The organism is Aliidiomarina shirensis (assembly GCF_003987345.1).
In the GTDB taxonomy this organism is placed as follows: Bacteria; Pseudomonadota; Gammaproteobacteria; order Enterobacterales; family Alteromonadaceae; genus Aliidiomarina; species Aliidiomarina shirensis.
Genome location: NZ_PIPP01000001.1, coordinates 24,886 through 45,318 on the forward strand (window position 1 = coordinate 24,886; position 20,433 = coordinate 45,318).

Here is a 20,433-nt window from a genome sequence, read left to right on the forward strand (position 1 = left end):
AGTGATCGTAATTTAACGACCAATATGGTGTTGGTATTGGGATAAATTAACCGAAGGCATGCGCCAACGGAAAATAGGTAGAAGCAGCAATGGATAGTTTTCGAGTAGTGTTAATTTTGGTAGGTGTTGTTTTAATTATTGGCTTGGTGCTTCACGGTGTTTGGACACTGCGGAAGAACAACCAAGCGGGTGAGAAAAAACGCGAATCGGTGCAGCGAAAACGCCAGCAATATGAGAGCAGCCAAAGTGATTTGCTCAGTGATTCTCATTCTGATGAAACCTTTGCAAATGAAGGGTTTGATGAATTAGGTGTGGGGAAGGTAAAAGCGCGCAAAGTTACCGAGCCGCCTGCGCCTCCGGCACGCACCGCGAAAACTAGCGATAGCAACCAACCAGAGCAAGTAACGGCAAAAGCTGCAGCGCCAACACCGAAAAAAGCCTGGGGCGATGACGATGCGGATATCGTAGATGCCAATCAAGCGCGTGATTCAGAAAGCGTGGAAACCGCGGCTGAAAACCCCATGCAAAACGCCAAAAACGAACCACAACCGGAACCTGAATTACCCTCAGTTCGCGCGAATCGTGACGATAGTGAAGTTGAACAATTGCCAATCGATTTGGCTTCAGCGGAAGCAAACGAAGAAGTTGTTGAACCACCTAAAGAAGAAGTGATTACCTTATTTGTTTCCGGTGACATTAAGGGGACAACTCTTTTAGAAACCGTTACTGAGCTGGGTATGAAGTTTGGTGAACTGGATATTTTCCACCGTTACGAACAACCCACTGGACGCGGACCGTTGCTATTTAGAATGGCCAATATGTATAACCCCGGCACCTTTAACCTCGATGATTTAGGTAACTTTAATACCCGTGGGGTGGTGTTGTTTATGACCCTGCCACTGAAATATGATGGCCACAAAGCGTTTACTATGATGTATAACGCGGCGAATAAAATTGCTGATGCTATGCCGCGCGCCGCCGTGCTAGATGGCAATCGCAATCCGATGACAAAGCAATCGGTACAGCACACATATCAGAAAATTCGCGAGTTTGAACGGCGTATGCGTTTGGCCGGCTTACGGCAAGATTATTAATAAAGGTTTTTAGATTCCATGACAGAGCGTGCATCGCAGGAAGTTATTGCGCGGTTGCAAGATTTACGCAACCGTTTAGATCAGTTTAACCATGAATATTACGTACTTGACGCCCCCTCAGTGCCCGATACGGAATATGATCGTCTATTTCGAGAAGCTCAAGCCATTGAGCAGCAGTATCCAGAACTTCATTCCAACGCTTCGCCTACCCAACGCGTAGGTGCGCCACCTTCTGGGGCGTTTAAGGAAGTGGCTCATGAAGTACCCATGCTCTCGCTTGATAACGCCTTTGATGAAGAAGAAATGCAGCAATTTTTGCGGCGGGTTTCTGAGCGCGCTGATGTAAGTGAAGCACTCGGCTGGTGTGCGGAGCCTAAACTCGATGGCCTCGCCGTAAGCTTGTTATATGAAAATGGTTTGTTGGTGCGTGGCGCAACGCGCGGTGATGGTTATTCTGGCGAAGATATCACGGCAAATGTGCGAACTATTTGCGCCATTCCACTGCATTTGCGGGGGGATTTTCCGGAACGTTTGGAAGTTCGAGGTGAAGTGTTTATGCCCCTAGCGGGCTTTGCCAAACTAAACGAAACCGCGCTTGCGAATGGCGATAAAGTGTTTGCGAATCCTCGCAACGCGGCGGCGGGTAGTTTACGGCAGCTTGATTCACGCATTACGGCACAACGGCCACTTTCGTTTTACGCCTATGCTATGGGTACGGTGCAGCCTGAACGGCAACTTGATGATGATAGCCATTACCAACGTTTACAGCAGTTGCGTGAATGGGGTTTGCCGGTGTGCCCTGAAGTTAGGGAGCTTAAAAATAATACAGAGTGCTTTGAATATTACAGCGATATTCTCAGTAAACGTGATGAACTCGCCTATGAAATTGATGGTGTCGTTTTTAAGCTTGATAATATTGATTTACAAGAGCAGCTCGGGTTTGTTTCACGCGCCCCGCGTTGGGCAATTGCCTATAAATTCCCGGCGCAAGAAAAAGTAACCACATTGCTCGGCGTTGATTTTCAAGTGGGCCGAACTGGCGCTATTACCCCGGTAGCACGATTAGAACCAGTTGAAGTGGCGGGTGTGGTGGTATCGAATGCCACGCTGCACAATGCTGACGAAATTGCGCGTTTAGGCGTGAGTATTGGCGACAAAGTAACCATTCGGCGCGCGGGCGATGTAATACCGCAAGTAGTGGGCGTTTTTGAGAAAGCCAGTGCGGGTGAGGCGATTGTTTTTCCTGAAGCGTGCCCAGTGTGTCATTCGGCGGTTGAACGTGTTGAGGGCGAGGCTGTGGCGCGTTGTACCGGCGGTTTGTTCTGTGGCGCTCAACGCAAAGAAGCGATTAAGCATTTTGCTTCGCGCAAGGCCTTCGATATTGATGGCCTCGGAGATAAAATTGTTGAACAACTGGTAGAACGCGAGTGGGTAAAACACCCCGCGGATTTATTTCACCTCAACGCGCGCGAACTAGCGTCGTTGCCGCGCATGGGCGTTAAATCGGCAGAGAATTTAGTAGCCGCGCTCGATAAAAGCCGGGCAACAACGTTACCTAAATTTTTATATAGTTTAGGTATTCGCGAGGTAGGTGAAGCAACTGCACAAAACTTAGCCCAACATTTCGGTGATTTACCAGCAGTAATGGATGCAAGCGAAGAAGCGCTGCAGGAAGTGCCGGATGTTGGTGTGATTGTGGCAGCACATGTATTTAACTTTTTCCGTGAGCCACACAATATTGAAGTGATCGAGCGCCTTACTAGCGGCGAACATGCGGTGAGTTGGGAGCCAATTGAAGTTAAATCGCCGCAGGAACAACCACTGGCAGGCAACACCTATGTGTTAACCGGAACCCTTACCGAGCTTACTCGTGATGAAGCGAAAGCGCAGTTGCAGGCTCTTGGGGCGAAAGTAAGCGGAAGTGTATCGAAGAAAACGACAGCGGTTTTTGCCGGCGAGGCTGCGGGTTCAAAACTGGCTAAAGCTGAAAGCTTAGGCGTGCCGGTATTAACGGAAGCTGAGCTGATAGAACTCCTGCAATCTTAGCGATTGCAGGAGAAGCTTTTTTATAACGTTACTTTTTTATAAAGTGACCTTGGTTACATCAACATGCAAGGTAAGCCGTTGTCCGGGCTGTAAATAACGATCACGGCTAATAGAATTCCAGCGTTCGATATCAGCAATGGTTACCCGAAAACGGCTGGCAATTAGCGCCAACGAATCGCCATTCCGCACCTGATAATGCACAGTGCGCATCACCGGCGTACCGCTATTGCTGGTGCTTGCGGTTTGTGTATTGCTGGTCGTTTGCCAAATGGCTAGCGTTTGCCCCGGGCGCAACATATCGCCCGGCGCCATATTATTCCAACGCGCGATATTCGCTACCGACACTTTATATTTACGAGAAAGATCCCAAAAGGTATCGCCACGCTTTACCCGATGTTCAATCTTACTTTGCCCTTGGGGTTTATCTTGCGCCGCAGCTAAACGTTGCTCTGCCGATAAGGTATACCGCTCAAGCGCTTGGCTGGCCACGGGTATGAGCAGATACTCGCCTTGGCGAATCAAAGAGCCATTAATATCATTGAACTGCTGAATTGTTTCTGTGGTTGTATTGTAACGTTGCGCTATCGTGCTCAAGCTTTCACCTGAGCGCACTTGATGGCGTTGCCAAGCTAACCAATCGCTTGGATCAGAATCAACGAGTGCGGCACGAAATTGATTTGCCCGTTCAACTGGCAACAATAGGGTATGCGGGCCATCGGGTGCGGTTGCCCAGCGGTTATAACCCGAGTTGTAACGATGTAGCTCTTCGAGTGTCATGCCGGCCATATCCGCGGCTAACGCTAAATCAATTTGCTGGCCAACATCCACAATATCGGTAACGCGCTGATTCGGTAGGTGAGGCCACACTACTTTCCAATCTTCACTATCACGTAAGAGTTCAGAGAGCGCTAAAATTTTCGGTACGTAGTTCCGCGTTTCCCGAGGTAGGCTTAAACTCCAAAAATCGGTAGGCTTACCTTCACGTTCGTTGCGGCGCACGGCATTCATTACTCGGCCTTGGCCACCATTGTAGGCTGCCATGGCCAACAACCAATCGCCATCAAATAGTGTTGCCAAACGATCAAAATAATCCAGTGCGGTAGTGGTTGCCGCCATTACATCACGGCGGCCATCGTACCACCAGTCGATACCCAAGCCGTAATGCCGGGCAGTACTCGGAATAAATTGCCAGATACCGCTCGCGCGGCCATGAGAATATGCAAACGTATCGTAAGCACTTTCAACAACAGGCACTAACACGAGCTCAAGTGGTAAATTTCGTTTTTCAATTTCTTCTACGATTAAATGTAAAAATGGTGCGGCGCGCTGCGCAACACGATCAATGTATGCAGGGTGACGCAGATACCAATCGCGGTGGCTATCGATAAGTTCATGTTGCGGAATATCTAATGCCATTTGTAAGCGAACACGATCCCATAAATCCGCTTGTAATTGCGGCGGTAATTGGCGATCAACTACAGGAGCAGGTTGCGCGCCGGGATGAATAAGCGCATAACGTTCAAGGCCAGCTTCTTGGGTATATTGTGGTAGCTCTTCGGGTGGAACGGGAGAGGATTCAGAGCTCAACAACTGGCAACCACTCAGCAAGCTGATCGTTGTTGCCGCGAACAAAAATTTCTTCATAACGTATGTGTTCTCTTCAAGTAGCGAGCGTAAAAACTCGAGCCATTGTACTTAATAAACGCTTTTGCGCAAAAAATAATCGATTAAAAGTTATTTTTCCATTCTCTAATGCAGGCAAAAACTTCATCTCGCGTAGTAAGCGGCTTATCTATGTGCGCTTCAGCGGCGTGTTGTACCGATGGCAAATGGGTTCGTAAAAATGGATTCGTAGCATGCTCGCGCGCTAATTCCGTAGGGATTGTAGGTTGATGATTCGCTCGCAACGCCTTCGCTTCCTGCAAACGCTGCACAATTGCTTGATTATTCGGCTCTACAGCCGCTGCGAACTGCAAATTGGCGATGGTATATTCATGGGCACAAAATATTTGTGTATCGGCTGGTAATGCGGCTAATTTATCTAGTGATTCGAGATATTGCTTGGGCTCTCCCTCGAACATACGGCCGCAGCCGGCGGCAAAAACGGTGTCACCACAAAACAAGTAGGGTGCGGCATAAAAGGCAATGTGATCAAGGGTATGGCCAGGGCATTGAATAACTTCAAGCACAAGTTTATCCGCTAACAATGACACCTGTTCACCTTCATGTAATGGGTGCGTGATAACATCGGTTTTATTCGAATAGGGGCCATAAACAGGGCATTGAAAGTGTTCAACTAAATCGTTTACACCACCGGTGTGATCGTAATGGTGATGGGTAATTAAAATAGCGGCGATTGTATAGTTATGGGCGGCCAGCCATTCGAAAACCGGAACTGCATCACCCGGATCAACAATCACGCACGGCATCGGCTCAGTACCGGTTGCCTTCTCGGTGCTTATGCTCCATATATAATTATCGTTAAATGCAGAAATAGGTGCTATACGCATCGTTGCCCTCAACCTGTTATGCTTTAGTAACAGTATAAAAGGAATACCTATGTGGTTAAAACCGGCAACCAGTGAATATTCGCAACCTTTACTCGAAAATTGGCAGCAAATGCGCCATGGCGAGTGGTGGAGTAGTGCCTTAGAAAAAGCGTTGGAGCCGCATTGGGAAACGATTTTCGGACATTATTTGTTGCAGCTTGGCGGCTTAAGTTCAGGTTTAGCAAATAATTGCAGAATTCGTGAACAATATGCCGTAGGGCCGGAAAAAACCGCCGCTGTTCGAGCAGAACTGAATGCGTTGCCGTTCGCGGAGAACACAGTTGATGCTGCTTTATTAGTGCATGTGCTGGAATATCATCCGGATCCACACGCGGTATTGCGCGAGGTAAATCGAGTAATGCGTGCCGACGGGCATCTCGTTTTAGCACTCAGCAACCCATTTTCGCCCGGGCAATTAATTCGTGCTGTGCCGGGAACGGGCGATTACGCGCCTTGGAATAGCCGCATGTTCAGCCCTCAGCGTGTACGCGATTGGCTTTCATTGATGCATTTTGAAGAAGTAGCGTTCGGTTATTTTGGCGCGGGCGTGCCGTGGTCGAAACACAGAGATCCCGAGCAAGGCTGGAGCTGGTTGTTGCAAAACTGCAATGGGTTGCAAGCTGGCTATTACCTCGTAGCGCGAAAACGCGAATGGCCGCTTACGCCTGTGCGGCTAACTGAGCGTCGCCGGCAGCGTAATATGCGGCCTGAATCCGTAGCCGCCCGCCGATATTCAAACGAACGATAATATCACTGCGAAAGCAACATTAGCCTTCCGGCTGATACCCGATATCGTCATGTTTCGCATCGTGGGTAGCGGCTTCTCGCGCAAGCACATCGCAACGCTCATTGCCGGCGTTACCAGCGTGGCCTTTTACCCAGTGCCAAGCAACTTGGTGAGGCGCTTGGGCGGCATCTAAACGTTTCCATAAATCGACGTTTTTAACGGGCTTCTTTTGACTCGTGCGCCAATTATTCCGCTTCCAACCGGCAAGCCAAGATGTAATACCTTGCCGCACATATTCACTATCGGTCCAAAGTTCAACGGCACATGGCCGCGTTAAGCTCTCCAGTGCAACCGCAGCCGCTAAAAGCTCCATGCGATTATTTGTCGTTAGGCGATAGCCGCGCGCTAGCTCTTTTTTATGCTTGCCTGCTTGCAATACGATACCGTAACCACCAGGGCCAGGATTCCCCAAACAGGAGCCATCGGTATAAATGATTACAGTAGCGTTCTTTGGTTTGTTATCGGTCATGGATGCTATAAGATAAAAGGAATTCTGTCGGCAAGTATACGTGCCAGCGCAAAGGGGTACAAATAATGGAACACACTGATTTACGTAAAGATCAGGAGCAGCTCGATACCACAAAGCGGCAAATCGTGCTGGATACTGAAACAACAGGTATCGATCCGGCGCAAGGCCACCGCGTGATTGAAATCGGTTGTGTGGAAATGATTGGCCGTAAATTAACTGGGAATCACTTCCATGTGTATTTAAACCCTGAACGTTTCGTGGAAGAAGATGCTATTCGCGTGCATGGCATTACCAACGAATTTCTGGTTGATAAACCTGTATTTGCACAGGTGGTAGATGATTTCCTAGCCTTCATTAAGGGCTCTGAATTAGTGATTCACAACGCGCCCTTTGATGTGGGGTTCTTGAATAATGAGCTGCGCCTATTAGGTAGCCAACACGGCACAGTAACCGATATTGCTAGCGTATTTGATACCCTTTCTTTTGCGCGCCAACAGTTTCCGGGGCAACGAAATAGCCTTGATGCGTTGTGTAAACGCTTTGATGTAGAAAACGGCCATCGCACATTGCATGGGGCTTTGTTGGATGCCGAGATTCTTGCCGACGTTTATCTATTGATGACCGGTGGCCAACGCAAATTGTTTCAACCTGCGCAATCACAACAAACCGCCGAGGGTAGAGAGCAAGAAATTCGCCGCTTAGCAAGTGATAGGGCAGCTCTAAAAGTTATTTCTGCAAGTGCTGATGAGCAAGCCGCTCATGAAAACTATCTGCAAGAAATTCAGAATGAAAGTGGTAAGCGATTGTGGGAACTGGACGAAACTGCAGCAAATTAAGATGTAAATTTCAGCAATTGGTTTAAAGCTGAGCAATCGAGCAATAAAGTGTTAAAAAAGGGGTTGACTCCGCGCGGTCTGCCTCGTATTATCCTCGCCGCGTTGAGGGTGCATTAGCAAACTTTATGCAGATGAAATATGCATTGATGAAAATTAATGCTTAGGCAACGGAGCGGTAGTTCAGTTGGTTAGAATACCGGCCTGTCACGCCGGGGGTCGCGGGTTCGAGTCCCGTCCGCTCCGCCAATTTCATCACTATTATCCAGGTTTGGAGCGGTAGTTCAGTTGGTTAGAATACCGGCCTGTCACGCCGGGGGTCGCGGGTTCGAGTCCCGTCCGCTCCGCCAACCTTGATAAATAGCTAGCTAGTACAAAAGTTAGTGCAACAGTCAGTACAACAGAGTGTGGAGCGGTAGTTCAGTTGGTTAGAATACCGGCCTGTCACGCCGGGGGTCGCGGGTTCGAGTCCCGTCCGCTCCGCCACTTCTCTGTTTCATCCCGCAGATCCAAACCTTTAAATTATCCCCTGAAACATGCTTCAAAAACGTAGATTGTCGAATTATTCGCCACCTAAACGTTTACCTGTTTTTGTGCGTGTTGATTAGGTGACACCTCCGCACGATTAGGGCACAATAGTCCGTTCAATCGGGAAGCCAAAACTGCTAAAAGCGGGAGTTTATGAGCGTACAGCCATTTGTTCATCTGCGAATTCATAGTGATTTTTCTATGGTAGATGGCCTGCAAAAAGTAAAACCAATCTGCAATCGCGTTGCAGAGCTGGGTATGCCGGCAATGGCGTTAACCGACGAAATGAACTTATGTGGTTTAGTGCGGTACTACCAAACATCGCGCGGGCTTGGCCTCAAGCCTATCATTGGTGCCGATTTAAATGTGCTCAGCGACGAATGGCCAGAAGAGCCGTTCCGCCTCACAGCACTGGCCATGAACGACACCGGCTACAAAAACCTCACTATTTTAATCTCTGAAGGCTATTTACGTGGCCATCGCTGTGGCAAACCTTGTATCGATCAAGCATGGCTTGCGAAGTGGAGTGAAGGCATTTTGCTGCTTTCCGGCGGCAAAGATGGTGATATTGGCCGTGCTCAACTGCGCAACCAACAAAAATCACTGAACAGTAGTGTCGCGTTTTACCAAACTCATTTCCCTGATCGTTTTTATTTAGAGCTGGTGCGTACCGGCCGCGCTGAAGAAGAAAACTGTTTACATGCTGCGGTTGCACTCGCCGCTGAGCAGCAATTGCCGGTAGTAGCAACAAACGAAGTTGTATTCCTTAAAGAAGATGATTTCGAAGCGCATGAAATTCGGGCGGCGATTCACGATAGCTACACCCTTGCTGATCCGCGGCGGCCAAAAAAATATAGCCAGCAGCAATATTTGCGCTCGAGCGAAGAAATGCAGGCTTTGTTCGCTGATATCCCCGAAGCTATTGCCAACACAGTAGAAATTGCTCGCCGTTGCAACGTAAGTGTGCGCTTGAATGAATACTTTTTGCCGAACTTTCCTACTGGCGGGCTCACTGAAAAAGAATTTTTAGTTAAAAAATCGCAAGAAGGCTTAGAAGAGCGCCTTGAGTTTCTATTTCCCGATCCAGAAAAACGCGCAGCCGCCCGTGGTGAATATGATGAGCGCTTAGCCATCGAACTTGAAGTTATCAATAACATGGGTTTCCCTGGCTACTTCTTGATCGTTATGGAATTTATCCAGTGGAGTAAAGACAATAATATTCCAGTTGGCCCCGGACGAGGTTCCGGTGCGGGTTCGCTTGTTGCCTATGCACTGAAAATCACTGATCTGGACCCGCTCGAGTTTGATTTGCTTTTCGAACGTTTCCTTAACCCTGAACGCGTATCCATGCCCGATTTTGATGTCGATTTTTGTATGGATCGCCGTGATGAAGTTATTGATCACGTGGCTGAGCTGTATGGCCGCGAAGCGGTATCACAGATCATTACCTTCGGCACCATGGCGGCGAAAGCTGTGGTGCGTGATGTTGGCCGTGTGCTTGGTCATCCCTACGGTTTTGTTGATCGTATTTCTAAGTTGATTCCACCAACTCCGGGCATGACACTGGAACAAGCATTCGTAGAAGAACCACGGTTACCGGAACTGTATGAAAGCGATGATGATGTTCGCGAAGTAATCGATATGGCGCGGCGGCTTGAGGGCGTTACCCGTAATGCGGGTAAGCACGCTGGTGGTGTGGTTATTGCGCCCACTAAAATTACCGATTTTACGCCGTTATATTGTGATTCCGAAGGCCGTTTCCCAGTTACCCAGTTTGATAAGAATGATGTAGAAACAGCGGGCTTAGTAAAATTCGATTTCTTGGGGCTGCGTACCCTTACTATTATTCAATGGGCATTGGATATGGTGAACCCGCGCCGGCAGCAAGAAGGGAAAGAGCCGATTCTGATTGAGGGTATTCCGCTTAACGATAACCGTTGTTTTGAGGTCCTTAAAAAGGGTGATACTACGGCGGTTTTCCAGCTTGAATCACGCGGTATGAAAGAGCTGATTAAGCGCCTGCGGCCTGATAGCTTTGAAGATATTATCGCCTTAGTAGCACTATTCCGGCCCGGCCCGTTGCAATCGGGCATGGTGGATAACTTTATCGATCGGAAGCATGGTAAAGAAGCGGTTTCATACCCAGATTCCACTTATCAGCACGATACGCTGAAACCTATTCTTGAGCCTACATACGGGGTTATTCTCTACCAAGAGCAAGTGATGCAAATTGCTCAGGTATTGGCGGGCTACTCGCTTGGTGGCGCCGATTTACTACGCCGAGCCATGGGTAAGAAAAAGCCGGAAGAAATGGTAAAGCAGCGGGAAGTATTCCGCCAAGGTGCTGCTGAGAACAATATTGACCCTGAATTGGCGATGAAAATCTTTGATTTGGTGGAAAAATTCGCGGGCTACGGCTTTAACAAATCGCATTCGGCGGCTTATGCATTAGTTTCTTATCAAACCTTATGGATGAAGGTGCATTATCCGGCTGAGTTTATGGCAGCGGTTATGTCGGCAGATATGGATAACACCGATAAAATCGTTACCTTGGTGGATGAGTGTGAGCGCATGGGGCTCACGATCCTGCCACCTGATGTTAATGCTGGCCAATATAAGTTTACGGTCGATGCTGAAGGGCGAGTGGTATACGGCATCGGCGCTATCAAGGGCGTTGGTGAAGGGCCGATAGAATCGATTATTGAAGCCCGTTCAGAAGGTGGCCACTTCACTGATCTATTTGATTTCTGTTGCCGTGTGGATTTGAAGCGCTTGAACCGTCGGGTAATGGAACGCTTAATAAAAGCGGGCGCTATGGATTCATTAGGGCCACACCGTGCTACCTTAATGGCGAGTTTAGATAAAGCCATGCGGCAGGCCGAGCAGCACGCACAAGCGGAAGCCGTGGGGCAACATGATCTATTTGGTGTATTAGCCGCTGAACCGGATAAAATTGAGCATGAATTCGAACATGTAGCACGTTGGCCAGAAGGTGTGTGGCTTGAGGGCGAGCGAGAAACCCTCGGTTTGTATCTCACCGGCCACCCAGTGAACCGTTATCGCAAAGAGTTGTCGAATTACACGAGTTGTCGCTTGGCTGATATCCGTACCACGCGCAAAGGCGAACAGCTATCGGTGGCGGGCTTAGTGCTTGATACCCGTTCCATGATCAACAAAAAGAATCAGCGTTGGGGGTTATTCACTCTTGACGATAAAAGCGCTCGTTTAGAAATTCGTTTGTTTAATCGCGAATATGAGCAATATGAAGCGTTGCTGGAGAAAGACCAGATTCTTTGGGTGAAAGGAGAGATCCGATTTGATTCTTTCGCTGGGGGCAATACAATGACGGCCAGTGAAGTTATGACTTTAGAGCAAGCTCGGGCACAATACGTTCGCGCCTTAGAATTATCGCTTACACTTACAAACAGCGAAATACCGCAGCAAGTGATTCAAATTATCCGCGAAGCACCGCGGGGAACTTGCCCCGTTCGCTTTGTTTGTCAGATTGAAGGCGCCGCGGCGTCGCTAGAGGCAGGATCCGATTGGTTTATAGAGCCAGGCGACGATTTGCTATATGAATTAAAATTGCAGTTGGGCGAAGAGAATGTCCGGCTGAGCTTTGAATAAATTTGGAAGCAACTGATGAATCTTAATTTTTTAGACTTTGAAAAACCGATTGCAGAGCTGCAGGCGCAAATTGATGAGTTGCGTGCAGTAGGCGCGAAAGGTGATCTTGATATTGATTTAGAAAAAGAAGTAAAGCAGCTGCAAAAAAAGCGCACTGAATTAACTGAAAAAATTTATGGCAACCTCGGAGCCTGGCAGGTAGCGCAATTAGCGCGGCATCCGTTACGCCCATACACGCTCGATTACATAAAGTTAATCTTCACGGAATTTGATGAGCTTGCCGGTGATCGTGCGTTTGCTGATGATAAAGCAATTGTTGGTGGTATTGCCCGCTTAGATGGCAAACCCATCATGGTGATTGGCCAGCAAAAAGGCCGGGAAACCAAAGAAAAAGTTCGCCGCAATTTCGGTATGCCAAAGCCTGAAGGGTATCGCAAAGCGTTACGCCTTATGGAGATGGCTGAACGTTTTAACATGCCCATTATTACTTTTATCGATACGCCAGGTGCTTATCCAGGCATTGGTGCTGAGGAACGCGGGCAAAGTGAAGCCATTGCCCGCAACCTGAAAGTTATGGCGCGTTTGAACGTACCTATTCTCTGTACCGTTATTGGTGAAGGTGGTTCAGGTGGTGCTTTGGCCATTGGTGTCGGTGATAAAGTGAATATGTTGCAATACAGCACTTATTCGGTGATTTCGCCCGAAGGTTGTGCTTCGATTCTTTGGAAAAGTGCTACGAAAGCGAATTTAGCGGCGGAAGCCATGGGTGTAACCGCACAAAGCTCATTAGAACTCGGCTTGATTGATGAAATCATTGAAGAGCCTGTGGGTGGCGCTCATCGCGATTATGCGGAAACTGCTGCGCGCATTAAGCAACGCATTTTGGCCGATTTAGATGCCTTATCTGGGTTATCAAAAGAAGAGTTGCTTGAACGCCGTTATCAAAAATTAATGTCGTTTGGCTACAATTAATTCATTGTAGTAAGGCTTAGCGGGGCGCCCAGATTGTCGGTCATTACCGATCTCTATCCTGATTTTGCAAAGCAAATGAACAGCTTGCAATTATTGCCGGGCCAACAAATTGTGGCCGCCCTAGGGGGCGGCGCTGATTCGCAAACCATTCTCGATCTTATCTTACGTTATCGGCAACAGCATCCTGAGTTTTCCTACTTAGCGATCCATCTCGATCATTATTTTCATCCAGATTCGCCTAAATGGGCTGATTTTCTGCGAACGTGGTGCCTTCAGAAGGATATTGATGCGATCGTTGAACCTCTCGCTGTTCCTTCGGGGACTCGATTAAGTAAAGAAGAACAGGGGCGAAATGCCCGTTATCAGCGTATTGCTGAGCTTACCGAAGATAATGCCGTTATTTTGCTGGGCCAGCACCGCAACGACCAAGCGGAAACCTTTTTGTTACAGCTAAAGCGCGGTGCAGGGCCGAAAGGATTAGCGGCGATGGCGAGTGAAGCGCCGTTTACCGGCAACCGGCGTTTATTTCGGCCGCTTTTATCGGTTACAAAAGCACAGATCTATGAATATGCCCAAGCGCATGGTGTGGAATGGATTGAAGATGATACCAACACCGATACCACGATAGAACGTAACTTTCTACGCTGCGAAATTATTCCACGTTTAACCGAACGCTGGCCGCAATTCCTCGATACCGTAGCGCGCTCTGCTAAGCTGTGTGCGGAACAAACGGCCATGTTAGATGAATTATTGCATGAACACTTAGCTGCACGTTTAGAAGATGATGGTCGCTTGCACCTGAAAGGGTGGTGGCAGATTTCCGATATTCGACAACGCGCAATACTGCGCGCGTGGCTGCAATTTCATCATGCGCCCATGCCAAGCTTTGCTGTTCTGAGCGAATTAACGACGCAGATTCAACGCAGCGAAGGTGGCAAGCAAGTGCGCGTATCGTGGGGGGATGTTGAGGTGCATCGTCGGCAAAAGTGGCTAGTGCTTTCCCACCAGCGGTGAACCTAATGTAAATTGCGGCGAATCAATGTATGAAATAGTTCGTTACATTTTTATTAGGAATTAGTTTAAACAATAGCGGTTTTAGCCCTGACAAAGGGAATAAATAGGCGGATAATGCGTTTATAGATAACGTGTTAATAACGTTTGTGCTCAATAAAAGAGCACAGATCGAAAGTATGCTAAAAATTAAACAAGGTGCCTTCCCACAATGGCTATGAAAAAACGTTTCATTTTTCTACCTATAATCCTCATCGTTGCTGCAATTTTTATATTTATAGTTATGAGCATGGCGCGTATGCCACCGCCGCAGGAAACAACTGAACGCGTACCTGTGTTAGTAGAATATCATTTGGCTGAGCCCGCTGAAGTGCAGTTTACGGTTCCGGGCCAAGGGAATGTTATCGCGCGGCATGCTACGCAAATTACGGCCGAAGTAACAGGCCGTATCGCATGGGTTTCACCAAAGTTTGTTGCTGGTGGCTTTTTTGCCGAAGGCGAGCCTTTGCTGCGCATTGATGCCTTTGATTATGAAACTGCGCATGAAGAGGCAAAAGCCAATTTGGCGCGCGCGCAAGCATCGCTCGCTGAAGAACGCGCTCGTGGGCAAGTTGCTGAAGCTGAATGGCGTTCTATCGAAGCGGGAGAAATTCCGGATTTAGGTTTGCGCCGGCCACAAATTGCAAGTGAATTAGCTAACTTACAATCAGCACAAGCACGTTTAGCAAAAGCCGAACGCGACCTTGAACGTACTGAAATTAAAGCGCCATTTGCTGGTGTGTTGCAGGCTCGTAACGTAAATCTTGGCCAGTATATTTCGGTAAATACCAATGTGGGTACTTTGTTCGGAACTGATGTGGCCGAGGTTCGCATTCCGCTTTCTGATTTTGATTTAGCCTTAGTGAATGTGCCTACCGGTAGAGATTCTGATTTTGTTGGGCCAGATGTGCGTTTGCAGGCCAATATTGGCGGCCGTTCGCAAGAATGGGTGGGAACATTGGTTCGTACTGAAGGGGTGGTTGATCCGGATCGCCGCGTAACCTTCGCGGTTGTGCAAGTGCAAGACCCTTACAACCGTATTGAACAACAACATCCGGAGCCACTTACATTTGGCCGCTTTGTTCGCGCTGAAGTGAAGGGAATTAAGGTTGCGGATCTTATCGAGTTACCGCGTTATGCCGTGAATAGTAATCAGCAAGTATGGGTGATTACTGATGAAAATATACTTGAGCAGCGCACAGTAGAAGTATATCGCCGCAATCAAAACAGTGCTTATATCAGTGCTGGTTTAAATCGGGGCGATAAAGTAATGCTCACGCAGTTGGAAAACCCGCTGAATGGTATGAAAGTTCGTACGCCGGATGATTTAGAAAACACGGATGCTGATTCCGCAGCGGACGAGGGTTAAACCATGGTAAATGAACCTCTACCAAAAGAAACAGGCATTATTGCTTGGTTTGCCCGCAATAAAGTTGCCGCTAACTTATTGATGCTGTTGATTATTGTTGCCGGTATTATTTCCGTTTTTCAAATTCGTAAGCAAATGTTTCCTACCATTGAGCCGAATTTGATTAGTGTGCGGGTTGCTTATCCAGGTGCCGCACCGCAGGAAGTAGAGCAAGGCGTCATCATTCGCATTGAAGATGCAATTGATGAAGTTGAAGGCTTAAAGCGCATCTCCAGTACCTCAAGCGAGAGCATGGGTACGGTAACGATTGAAGTGGAAAGTGGGTATGACATCCAAGAAGTAATGGATGAAGTACGCATGAGCGTGGATGGTATTTCAAGTTTCCCAGCGCAAATTGAACCGCCAGTTATTTACCGTATTCGGCCGCAGCGCCAGATTATTTGGGTATCGGTATATGGCGATCTTGATGAACGTTCGCGTAAGAACTTAGCGAAAGAAGTACGCGATGAGATACGTTCAATTTCCGGTATATCCAGAGCTACTGTAGTTGGTGCGCGCAGTGATGAAATTGCGATCGAGATAGCTGAAAGCGATTTGCGCAAATATGGTTTAACGTTCCAAGACGTTGTGCAAGCGGTAAGAGGCTCGTCGGTTGATGTTCCGGGCGGTACTATTCGCACAGAAACCGGTGACATTCTGCTCCGGGCTAAAGGGCAAAGTTATACCGGTCGTGAGTTTGAAGATATCGTGCTTTCGCGCTTCCCTGACGGTACATCGTTAACGGTTGGCGATATCGCTTTAGTGCGTGATGATTTTGTGGAAACCCGTTCATTTGCGGAGTTTGATGGTAGCCGGGCTACTTTCGTTCGCGTTGATTCTGTAGGCGAGCAAAACGATTTACAAATTGCTAGATCGGTAAAAGAGTACGTTGATAGCAAAGCGAAAACCCTGCCTGAGGGCGTAATGCTGGATCATTGGGGTGATAGTTCATATTACTTGCAAGGTCGGCTCGACCTCATGCTGAAGAATATGTATGTGGGTATAGCCCTAGTGTTTATCGCACTTACTTTGTTCTTGCAGCTGCGCCTTGCCTTCTGGGTAATGGTTGGCTTACCAGTCGCGTTCTTGGGTGCATTAACACTCATGAACCTGCCGATGTTTTATGTTTCCATCAACATGATTTCGTTGTTTGGTTTTATTCTGGTGCTGGGGATCGTGGTCGATGATGCCATAGTCATCGGGGAAAGTGCTTACTCCGAAATTGAAGAGCACGGAAAATCCGAAGAGAACGTAATTCGTGGGGCGAAAAAAGTAGCGCTGCCGGCAACCTTCGGGGTGCTTACCACTATCGTGGCTTTCTTACCCATGCTTATGGTGGGCGGCCCAATGGCCGGTATTTGGGAATCCATCGCTTACGTAGTTATTTTCTGCTTAATTTTCTCGTTGATTGAATCGAAGTGGATTTTACCAGCGCATATCAATGGCATGAAATTCTCAAAAACGTCAGAAACGAAACAGAACCGTTTTCAACGCGTGCGTAATGGATTCGCCAATGGCTTGAAATCCTTTGTTGAAAATCGATATCGCCCGTTTGCCACTAAATGTGTGGAATATCGCTATACCACTATTGCGGCCTTTATTGCCTTGTTCATTATCATGGCTGGCTTGCTTTCTGGCGGTTTTGTGCGCTGGGTAATTTTCCCAAATATTCCAAGTGATTTCGTAACCGCTAACTTAGAAATGCAGCCTGGTACGAATGAATTACAAACGGCTGATACTTTGCGGCAAGTGCGTGAAGCGCTGTACGCCATCAACGATGAATATCGTGAAGAATACGATGAGGATTTACTTTCGCATGTAAACGTATTCATGAATGGCGCGATCAACGGTACGGTTCTCGTAGAACTATCGAAAGGTGAACAAATCGAGATCGATGGTTTTGGTGTTGTGAACCAGTGGCGTGAGCGGGTGCCTGAACTTGCTGGCGTGAAAGATCTCAACTTCACCGGAAGTATCGGTGGGGGTGGCGGCTACGATATCGAATTCCAGCTTAGCGGAACCGATCTTGATTCACTTGCCGCGGCCGCTGAGGAATTACGCGAGGTACTTGCAGGCTACAGTGGCGTGTTCGATATTTCCGATACCTTTGGTACGCCAAGAGAAGAAATTCAGCTTACGATGTTGCCAGCAGCCGATGCTGCCGGCATTACGCTGCAAGATCTGGCAAGCCAAGTGCGTTATGCCTTCTATGGTGCAGAAGCGCAACGGTTACCCCGCAACGATGAAGAAGTTCGGGTAATGGTGCGGTATCCATTAGAAGAACGGCAATCGATTGGTAATTTAGAATCGATGATGATCCGTGCTGCTGATGGCCGCGAAATTCCGTTCCGTGAGCTCGCCGTAGGTAATGTTGGTGATGGCTTCAGTACCATTAACCGCGTAAATGGTGTTCGCAGCGTGAATGTGCGGGCCCGTGTTGATAAAGATAACGTTGAACCAAGCTCGGTTGTTCGTGATATTCAGGAAAATTATTTACCTGAAATACTTCAGCACTACCCACAGGTGCGTTTTGGCCTTGAGGGTGCCAGCTTAGATGAAATGGAAGCGCTCAGTTCACTCTTGTTAGGTGCAGTGTTTGCGATGTTTGGTATCTATGCGCTGATGGCTATTCCGTTGAAATCATACAGCCAACCGCTGATTATTATGTCGGTGATACCTTTTGGTATTATCGGGGCTATCTTTGGCCACTGGGTGTTGCAAATGCCGCTCAGTATGTTGAGCTTGTTCGGGCTTATCGCGCTCGCTGGGGTAGTGGTTAACGATAGTTTGATTCTCGTTGATTACGTAAACCAATCGCGCGATAAATTACGGAACTTAAAAGAATCGGTAGTGAATGCGGGCTGTTCTCGTTTCCGGGCAATCGTGCTTACGTCACTCACCACATTCTTGGGTTTAGCGCCTATAGTATTAGAGCGCAGCATGCAGGCTAAATTCGTGATTCCAATGGCAATATCCTTAGCCTTCGGTATTTTATTCGCCACGGTAATAACCTTGTTGCTGATTCCATGCTTGTACTTGGTGCTCGATGATATTAAGCGTATTTTCGGTGGCGGGCACGAAAAGGAATTGGAACGGGCGGCAGCCGAGGAAGATGCCACAACTCGCTAAAATTAATGCAGAAATAAATCGAAGGGAATGTGCAAACATTCCCTTCTTTCTTTTCTGAAATCCGCTACACTTGTGCCATTAATGTTTCACCTGAGGGTACGCCATGCCATCAATTCCGCTGATCGATATTTTCGCCTTTCTTTGGTTTCTTTTCGTTTGGATCGGGTACGCAACCTTTGCTCGTAAACGGGCAAAAACCTACCACTGCCTCTCGAGTATTTTGTGTACCTTGCGGGTGGAGTGGATGAACGCGGTTGTGCATAAAGAGAATCATATTGCCGATGCCGCATTAGTTGGAAACGTTGAGCGTACGGTTACGTTTTTTGCATCCTCTACCATATTCGTATTAGCCGGTGTGCTTACCGTTATTGCCTCGAACGATGCCTTTGTTCGCGTTCTTGAGGAAATGCCATTTACCGCCGAACAAAGCCACGGCTTAGTGTTGCTGAAGCTTTCAGGCATTGCCGCTATTATGGTGTATGCATTTTTTAAATTCACATGGGCCGTGCGCCAATTTGGCTTTGTATCTATTTTGCTGGGTATGGCCCCCTCGATTTCTCGGCCAACCGTGGAGTTGAAAGATCGAGAAGCATTTTCCTTAAATACCGCCAAAGTGTTGGATCAAGCGGGCCACGAATACAATTATGGATTACGCGCGTATTACTTTGCCTTGGCATATTTATCGTGGTTTGCGAGCCCATGGCTGTTTATTGTGATGAGCATCATTGTTATCGCAATATTGTATCGCCGCGAATATAAATCGCATGTCCTGCGCGCCTTGTTAGCCAGCAAAGGCTATGAACCTGGGCCGAAGAAAAAAGGTGATATTTAAACCTGCCATTTGTATGGCAGCGAACACCTAACATTGAAACGAATTTATATATTGGAGTAGTTGTGATTACTGAGTTTTCTGAACAGAATTTTCTAGAATTTACCCGTGAGAATGAGTGGGGCGCCGACATTCAAGTGGAGCAGCAACTCGCTAACGGCGTAACCATGCAAATTTGGGATAGTGGTGTTGTTGTTTTTACACCTGCCACAGAAACTCATGCTTTCGATCTTGTGCTTTCGTGCGCAGTACACGGCGATGAAACAGCACCCATAGAGATTTGTGACGAACTTATTGAATCGATTCGAAGCGGCGAGCTTACGCTTAACAGCCGTGTTCTGTTTTTAATTGCGAATCCAGCGGCCATCAATATTGGCAAACGCTTTGTTGAAGAAAATATGAACCGTTTGTTTAGCGGTGCGCATAGCAAAGGCGAGGGCTTGGTTAATCGTGAGCGTGTGCGAGCGAAAGCGATTGAAGGCTACGTGCGTCAGTTTTTCTCAACTGCACCGGCGGGTGAGCGGCAACGCCTACACTACGATATGCACACGGCCATTCGCGATTCTAAACATGAGAAGTTTGCGGTTTACCCATATACCAATGGCGCGCCCTATAAGAAACAGCAGTTGCAATTATTGCAACTGCTCGATGTACCTGTAGTGCTTTTACACGATGGCCCTACAACCACTTTTTCATACTTTTCCGTAAATGAGTTTGGCGCTGATGCGTTCACGCTAGAACTTGGGAAGGTGAAGCCGTTTGGCGAGAACGATATGCAACGTTTTGCGAAAACGAAACAACAACTCACACGCTTGCTTACCGTTGGCCCGATGGTAGATGGTGAGTTGCAAGCAGACGCGCTACAGATTTATAAAGTGCAGCGCAGCATTAATCGTAATCATGAAAATTTCCGCCTGCATTTTCCGGATAACGTGGCAAATTTCACCCCGTTTAATAAAGGCGATGTGTTGGCTACTGATGGTGAAGAACCCGTGCATGCCAACATTGATGGTGAAGCGGTTATCTTTCCGAATGCTAATGTTGCCATTGGGCAACGGGCGTTATTAACGGTTATGCCAATTCCGGCAGAGCAATTACCGCTAGTTTAATCT

14 protein-coding genes and 3 tRNA genes are annotated in these 20,433 nt (G+C 47.8%); 14 read left to right on the forward strand and 3 right to left on the reverse strand.

Annotated elements, in window-relative coordinates:
• Positions 1-89: 89 nt before the first annotated feature.
• Together zipA and ligA are read left to right on the forward strand one after the other, a co-directional pair.
• Positions 90-1,094 carry a cell division protein ZipA gene (zipA, locus tag CWE13_RS00105; RefSeq protein ID WP_126805324.1) on the forward strand — a complete coding sequence of 335 codons (1,005 nt, stop codon included), beginning with the start codon at positions 90-92 and terminating at the stop codon, positions 1,092-1,094.
• An 18-nt stretch (positions 1,095-1,112) separates the two neighbouring features.
• Complete coding sequence (gene ligA / locus CWE13_RS00110; protein WP_126805325.1) at positions 1,113-3,140, forward strand: NAD-dependent DNA ligase LigA; 2,028 nt, start codon at positions 1,113-1,115, stop codon at positions 3,138-3,140.
• Positions 3,141-3,176: 36 nt separating this feature from the next.
• Here ligA and CWE13_RS00115 read toward each other — a convergent pair whose 3' ends face one another.
• Positions 3,177-4,784: a lytic transglycosylase gene (locus CWE13_RS00115; RefSeq protein ID WP_126805326.1), complete on the reverse strand. Its 1,608-nt coding sequence runs from the start codon at positions 4,782-4,784 to the stop codon at positions 3,177-3,179.
• A gap of 83 nt (positions 4,785-4,867) precedes the next feature.
• Complete coding sequence (gene gloB, locus CWE13_RS00120; protein WP_126805327.1) at positions 4,868-5,650, reverse strand: hydroxyacylglutathione hydrolase; 783 nt, start codon at positions 5,648-5,650, stop codon at positions 4,868-4,870.
• 49 nt (positions 5,651-5,699) lie between these two features.
• Here gloB and CWE13_RS00125 point away from each other — a divergent pair, with 49 nt between their 5' ends.
• Positions 5,700-6,437, forward strand: coding sequence for a class I SAM-dependent methyltransferase (locus CWE13_RS00125; RefSeq protein WP_126805328.1), 738 nt, complete (start codon positions 5,700-5,702; stop codon positions 6,435-6,437).
• A 19-nt stretch (positions 6,438-6,456) separates the two neighbouring features.
• Here CWE13_RS00125 and rnhA read toward each other — a convergent pair whose 3' ends face one another.
• A complete protein-coding gene (rnhA, locus tag CWE13_RS00130) occupies positions 6,457-6,945 on the reverse strand; it encodes a ribonuclease HI (protein WP_126805329.1) in 489 nt (162 codons plus the stop codon).
• A 65-nt stretch (positions 6,946-7,010) separates the two neighbouring features.
• Here rnhA and dnaQ point away from each other — a divergent pair, with 65 nt between their 5' ends.
• From dnaQ to astE, 11 genes are all read left to right on the forward strand, one after another.
• Entirely contained in the window at positions 7,011-7,781 is a 771-nt protein-coding gene (gene dnaQ, locus CWE13_RS00135; RefSeq protein ID WP_126805330.1) for a DNA polymerase III subunit epsilon, read from the forward strand.
• A gap of 169 nt (positions 7,782-7,950) precedes the next feature.
• Positions 7,951-8,027, forward strand: a tRNA-Asp gene (locus CWE13_RS00140).
• A 24-nt stretch (positions 8,028-8,051) separates the two neighbouring features.
• Positions 8,052-8,128: transfer RNA gene (locus tag CWE13_RS00145), tRNA-Asp, on the forward strand.
• Between the two features lie 59 nt (positions 8,129-8,187).
• A tRNA-Asp gene (locus CWE13_RS00150) sits at positions 8,188-8,264 on the forward strand.
• Between the two features lie 195 nt (positions 8,265-8,459).
• Positions 8,460-11,933 (forward strand): DNA polymerase III subunit alpha, encoded by a 3,474-nt coding sequence (gene dnaE / locus CWE13_RS00155; protein WP_126805331.1) that lies wholly within the window; start codon positions 8,460-8,462, stop codon positions 11,931-11,933.
• A gap of 15 nt (positions 11,934-11,948) precedes the next feature.
• Positions 11,949-12,905, forward strand: a complete 957-nt coding sequence (accA, locus tag CWE13_RS00160; protein ID WP_126805332.1) for an acetyl-CoA carboxylase carboxyl transferase subunit alpha — start codon at positions 11,949-11,951, stop codon at positions 12,903-12,905.
• Positions 12,906-12,938: 33 nt separating this feature from the next.
• Positions 12,939-13,919 (forward strand): tRNA lysidine(34) synthetase TilS, encoded by a 981-nt coding sequence (gene tilS / locus CWE13_RS00165; RefSeq protein WP_157980911.1) that lies wholly within the window; start codon positions 12,939-12,941, stop codon positions 13,917-13,919.
• A gap of 295 nt (positions 13,920-14,214) precedes the next feature.
• A complete protein-coding gene (locus CWE13_RS00170) occupies positions 14,215-15,324 on the forward strand; it encodes an efflux RND transporter periplasmic adaptor subunit (RefSeq protein ID WP_157980912.1) in 1,110 nt (369 codons plus the stop codon).
• Positions 15,325-15,327: 3 nt separating this feature from the next.
• Positions 15,328-18,492 (forward strand): efflux RND transporter permease subunit, encoded by a 3,165-nt coding sequence (locus tag CWE13_RS00175; protein ID WP_126805334.1) that lies wholly within the window; start codon positions 15,328-15,330, stop codon positions 18,490-18,492.
• A 103-nt stretch (positions 18,493-18,595) separates the two neighbouring features.
• Entirely contained in the window at positions 18,596-19,324 is a 729-nt protein-coding gene (locus CWE13_RS00180; RefSeq protein ID WP_126805335.1) for a DUF599 domain-containing protein, read from the forward strand.
• A gap of 62 nt (positions 19,325-19,386) precedes the next feature.
• A complete protein-coding gene (gene astE, locus CWE13_RS00185; protein ID WP_126805336.1) occupies positions 19,387-20,430 on the forward strand; it encodes a succinylglutamate desuccinylase in 1,044 nt (347 codons plus the stop codon).
• The last annotated feature ends 3 nt before the right edge of the window (positions 20,431-20,433 follow it).

Excerpts from the sequence above, each read along its gene's own strand:
- rnhA (WP_126805329.1), bottom strand. The coding sequence starts at position 6,945 with ATGACCGATAACAAACCAAAGAACGCTACTGTAATCATTTATACCGAT.
- CWE13_RS00175 (WP_126805334.1), top strand. The coding sequence starts at position 15,328 with ATGGTAAATGAACCTCTACCAAAAGAAACAGGCATTATTGCTTGGTTT.
- CWE13_RS00115 (WP_126805326.1), bottom strand. The coding sequence starts at position 4,784 with ATGAAGAAATTTTTGTTCGCGGCAACAACGATCAGCTTGCTGAGTGGT.
- dnaE (WP_126805331.1), top strand. The coding sequence starts at position 8,460 with ATGAGCGTACAGCCATTTGTTCATCTGCGAATTCATAGTGATTTTTCT.
- CWE13_RS00180 (WP_126805335.1), top strand. The coding sequence starts at position 18,596 with ATGCCATCAATTCCGCTGATCGATATTTTCGCCTTTCTTTGGTTTCTT.
- ligA (WP_126805325.1), top strand. The coding sequence starts at position 1,113 with ATGACAGAGCGTGCATCGCAGGAAGTTATTGCGCGGTTGCAAGATTTA.
- zipA (WP_126805324.1), top strand. The coding sequence starts at position 90 with ATGGATAGTTTTCGAGTAGTGTTAATTTTGGTAGGTGTTGTTTTAATT.
- gloB (WP_126805327.1), bottom strand. The coding sequence starts at position 5,650 with ATGCGTATAGCACCTATTTCTGCATTTAACGATAATTATATATGGAGC.
- dnaQ (WP_126805330.1), top strand. The coding sequence starts at position 7,011 with ATGGAACACACTGATTTACGTAAAGATCAGGAGCAGCTCGATACCACA.
- accA (WP_126805332.1), top strand. The coding sequence starts at position 11,949 with ATGAATCTTAATTTTTTAGACTTTGAAAAACCGATTGCAGAGCTGCAG.
- CWE13_RS00125 (WP_126805328.1), top strand. The coding sequence starts at position 5,700 with ATGTGGTTAAAACCGGCAACCAGTGAATATTCGCAACCTTTACTCGAA.
- CWE13_RS00170 (WP_157980912.1), top strand. The coding sequence starts at position 14,215 with ATGCCACCGCCGCAGGAAACAACTGAACGCGTACCTGTGTTAGTAGAA.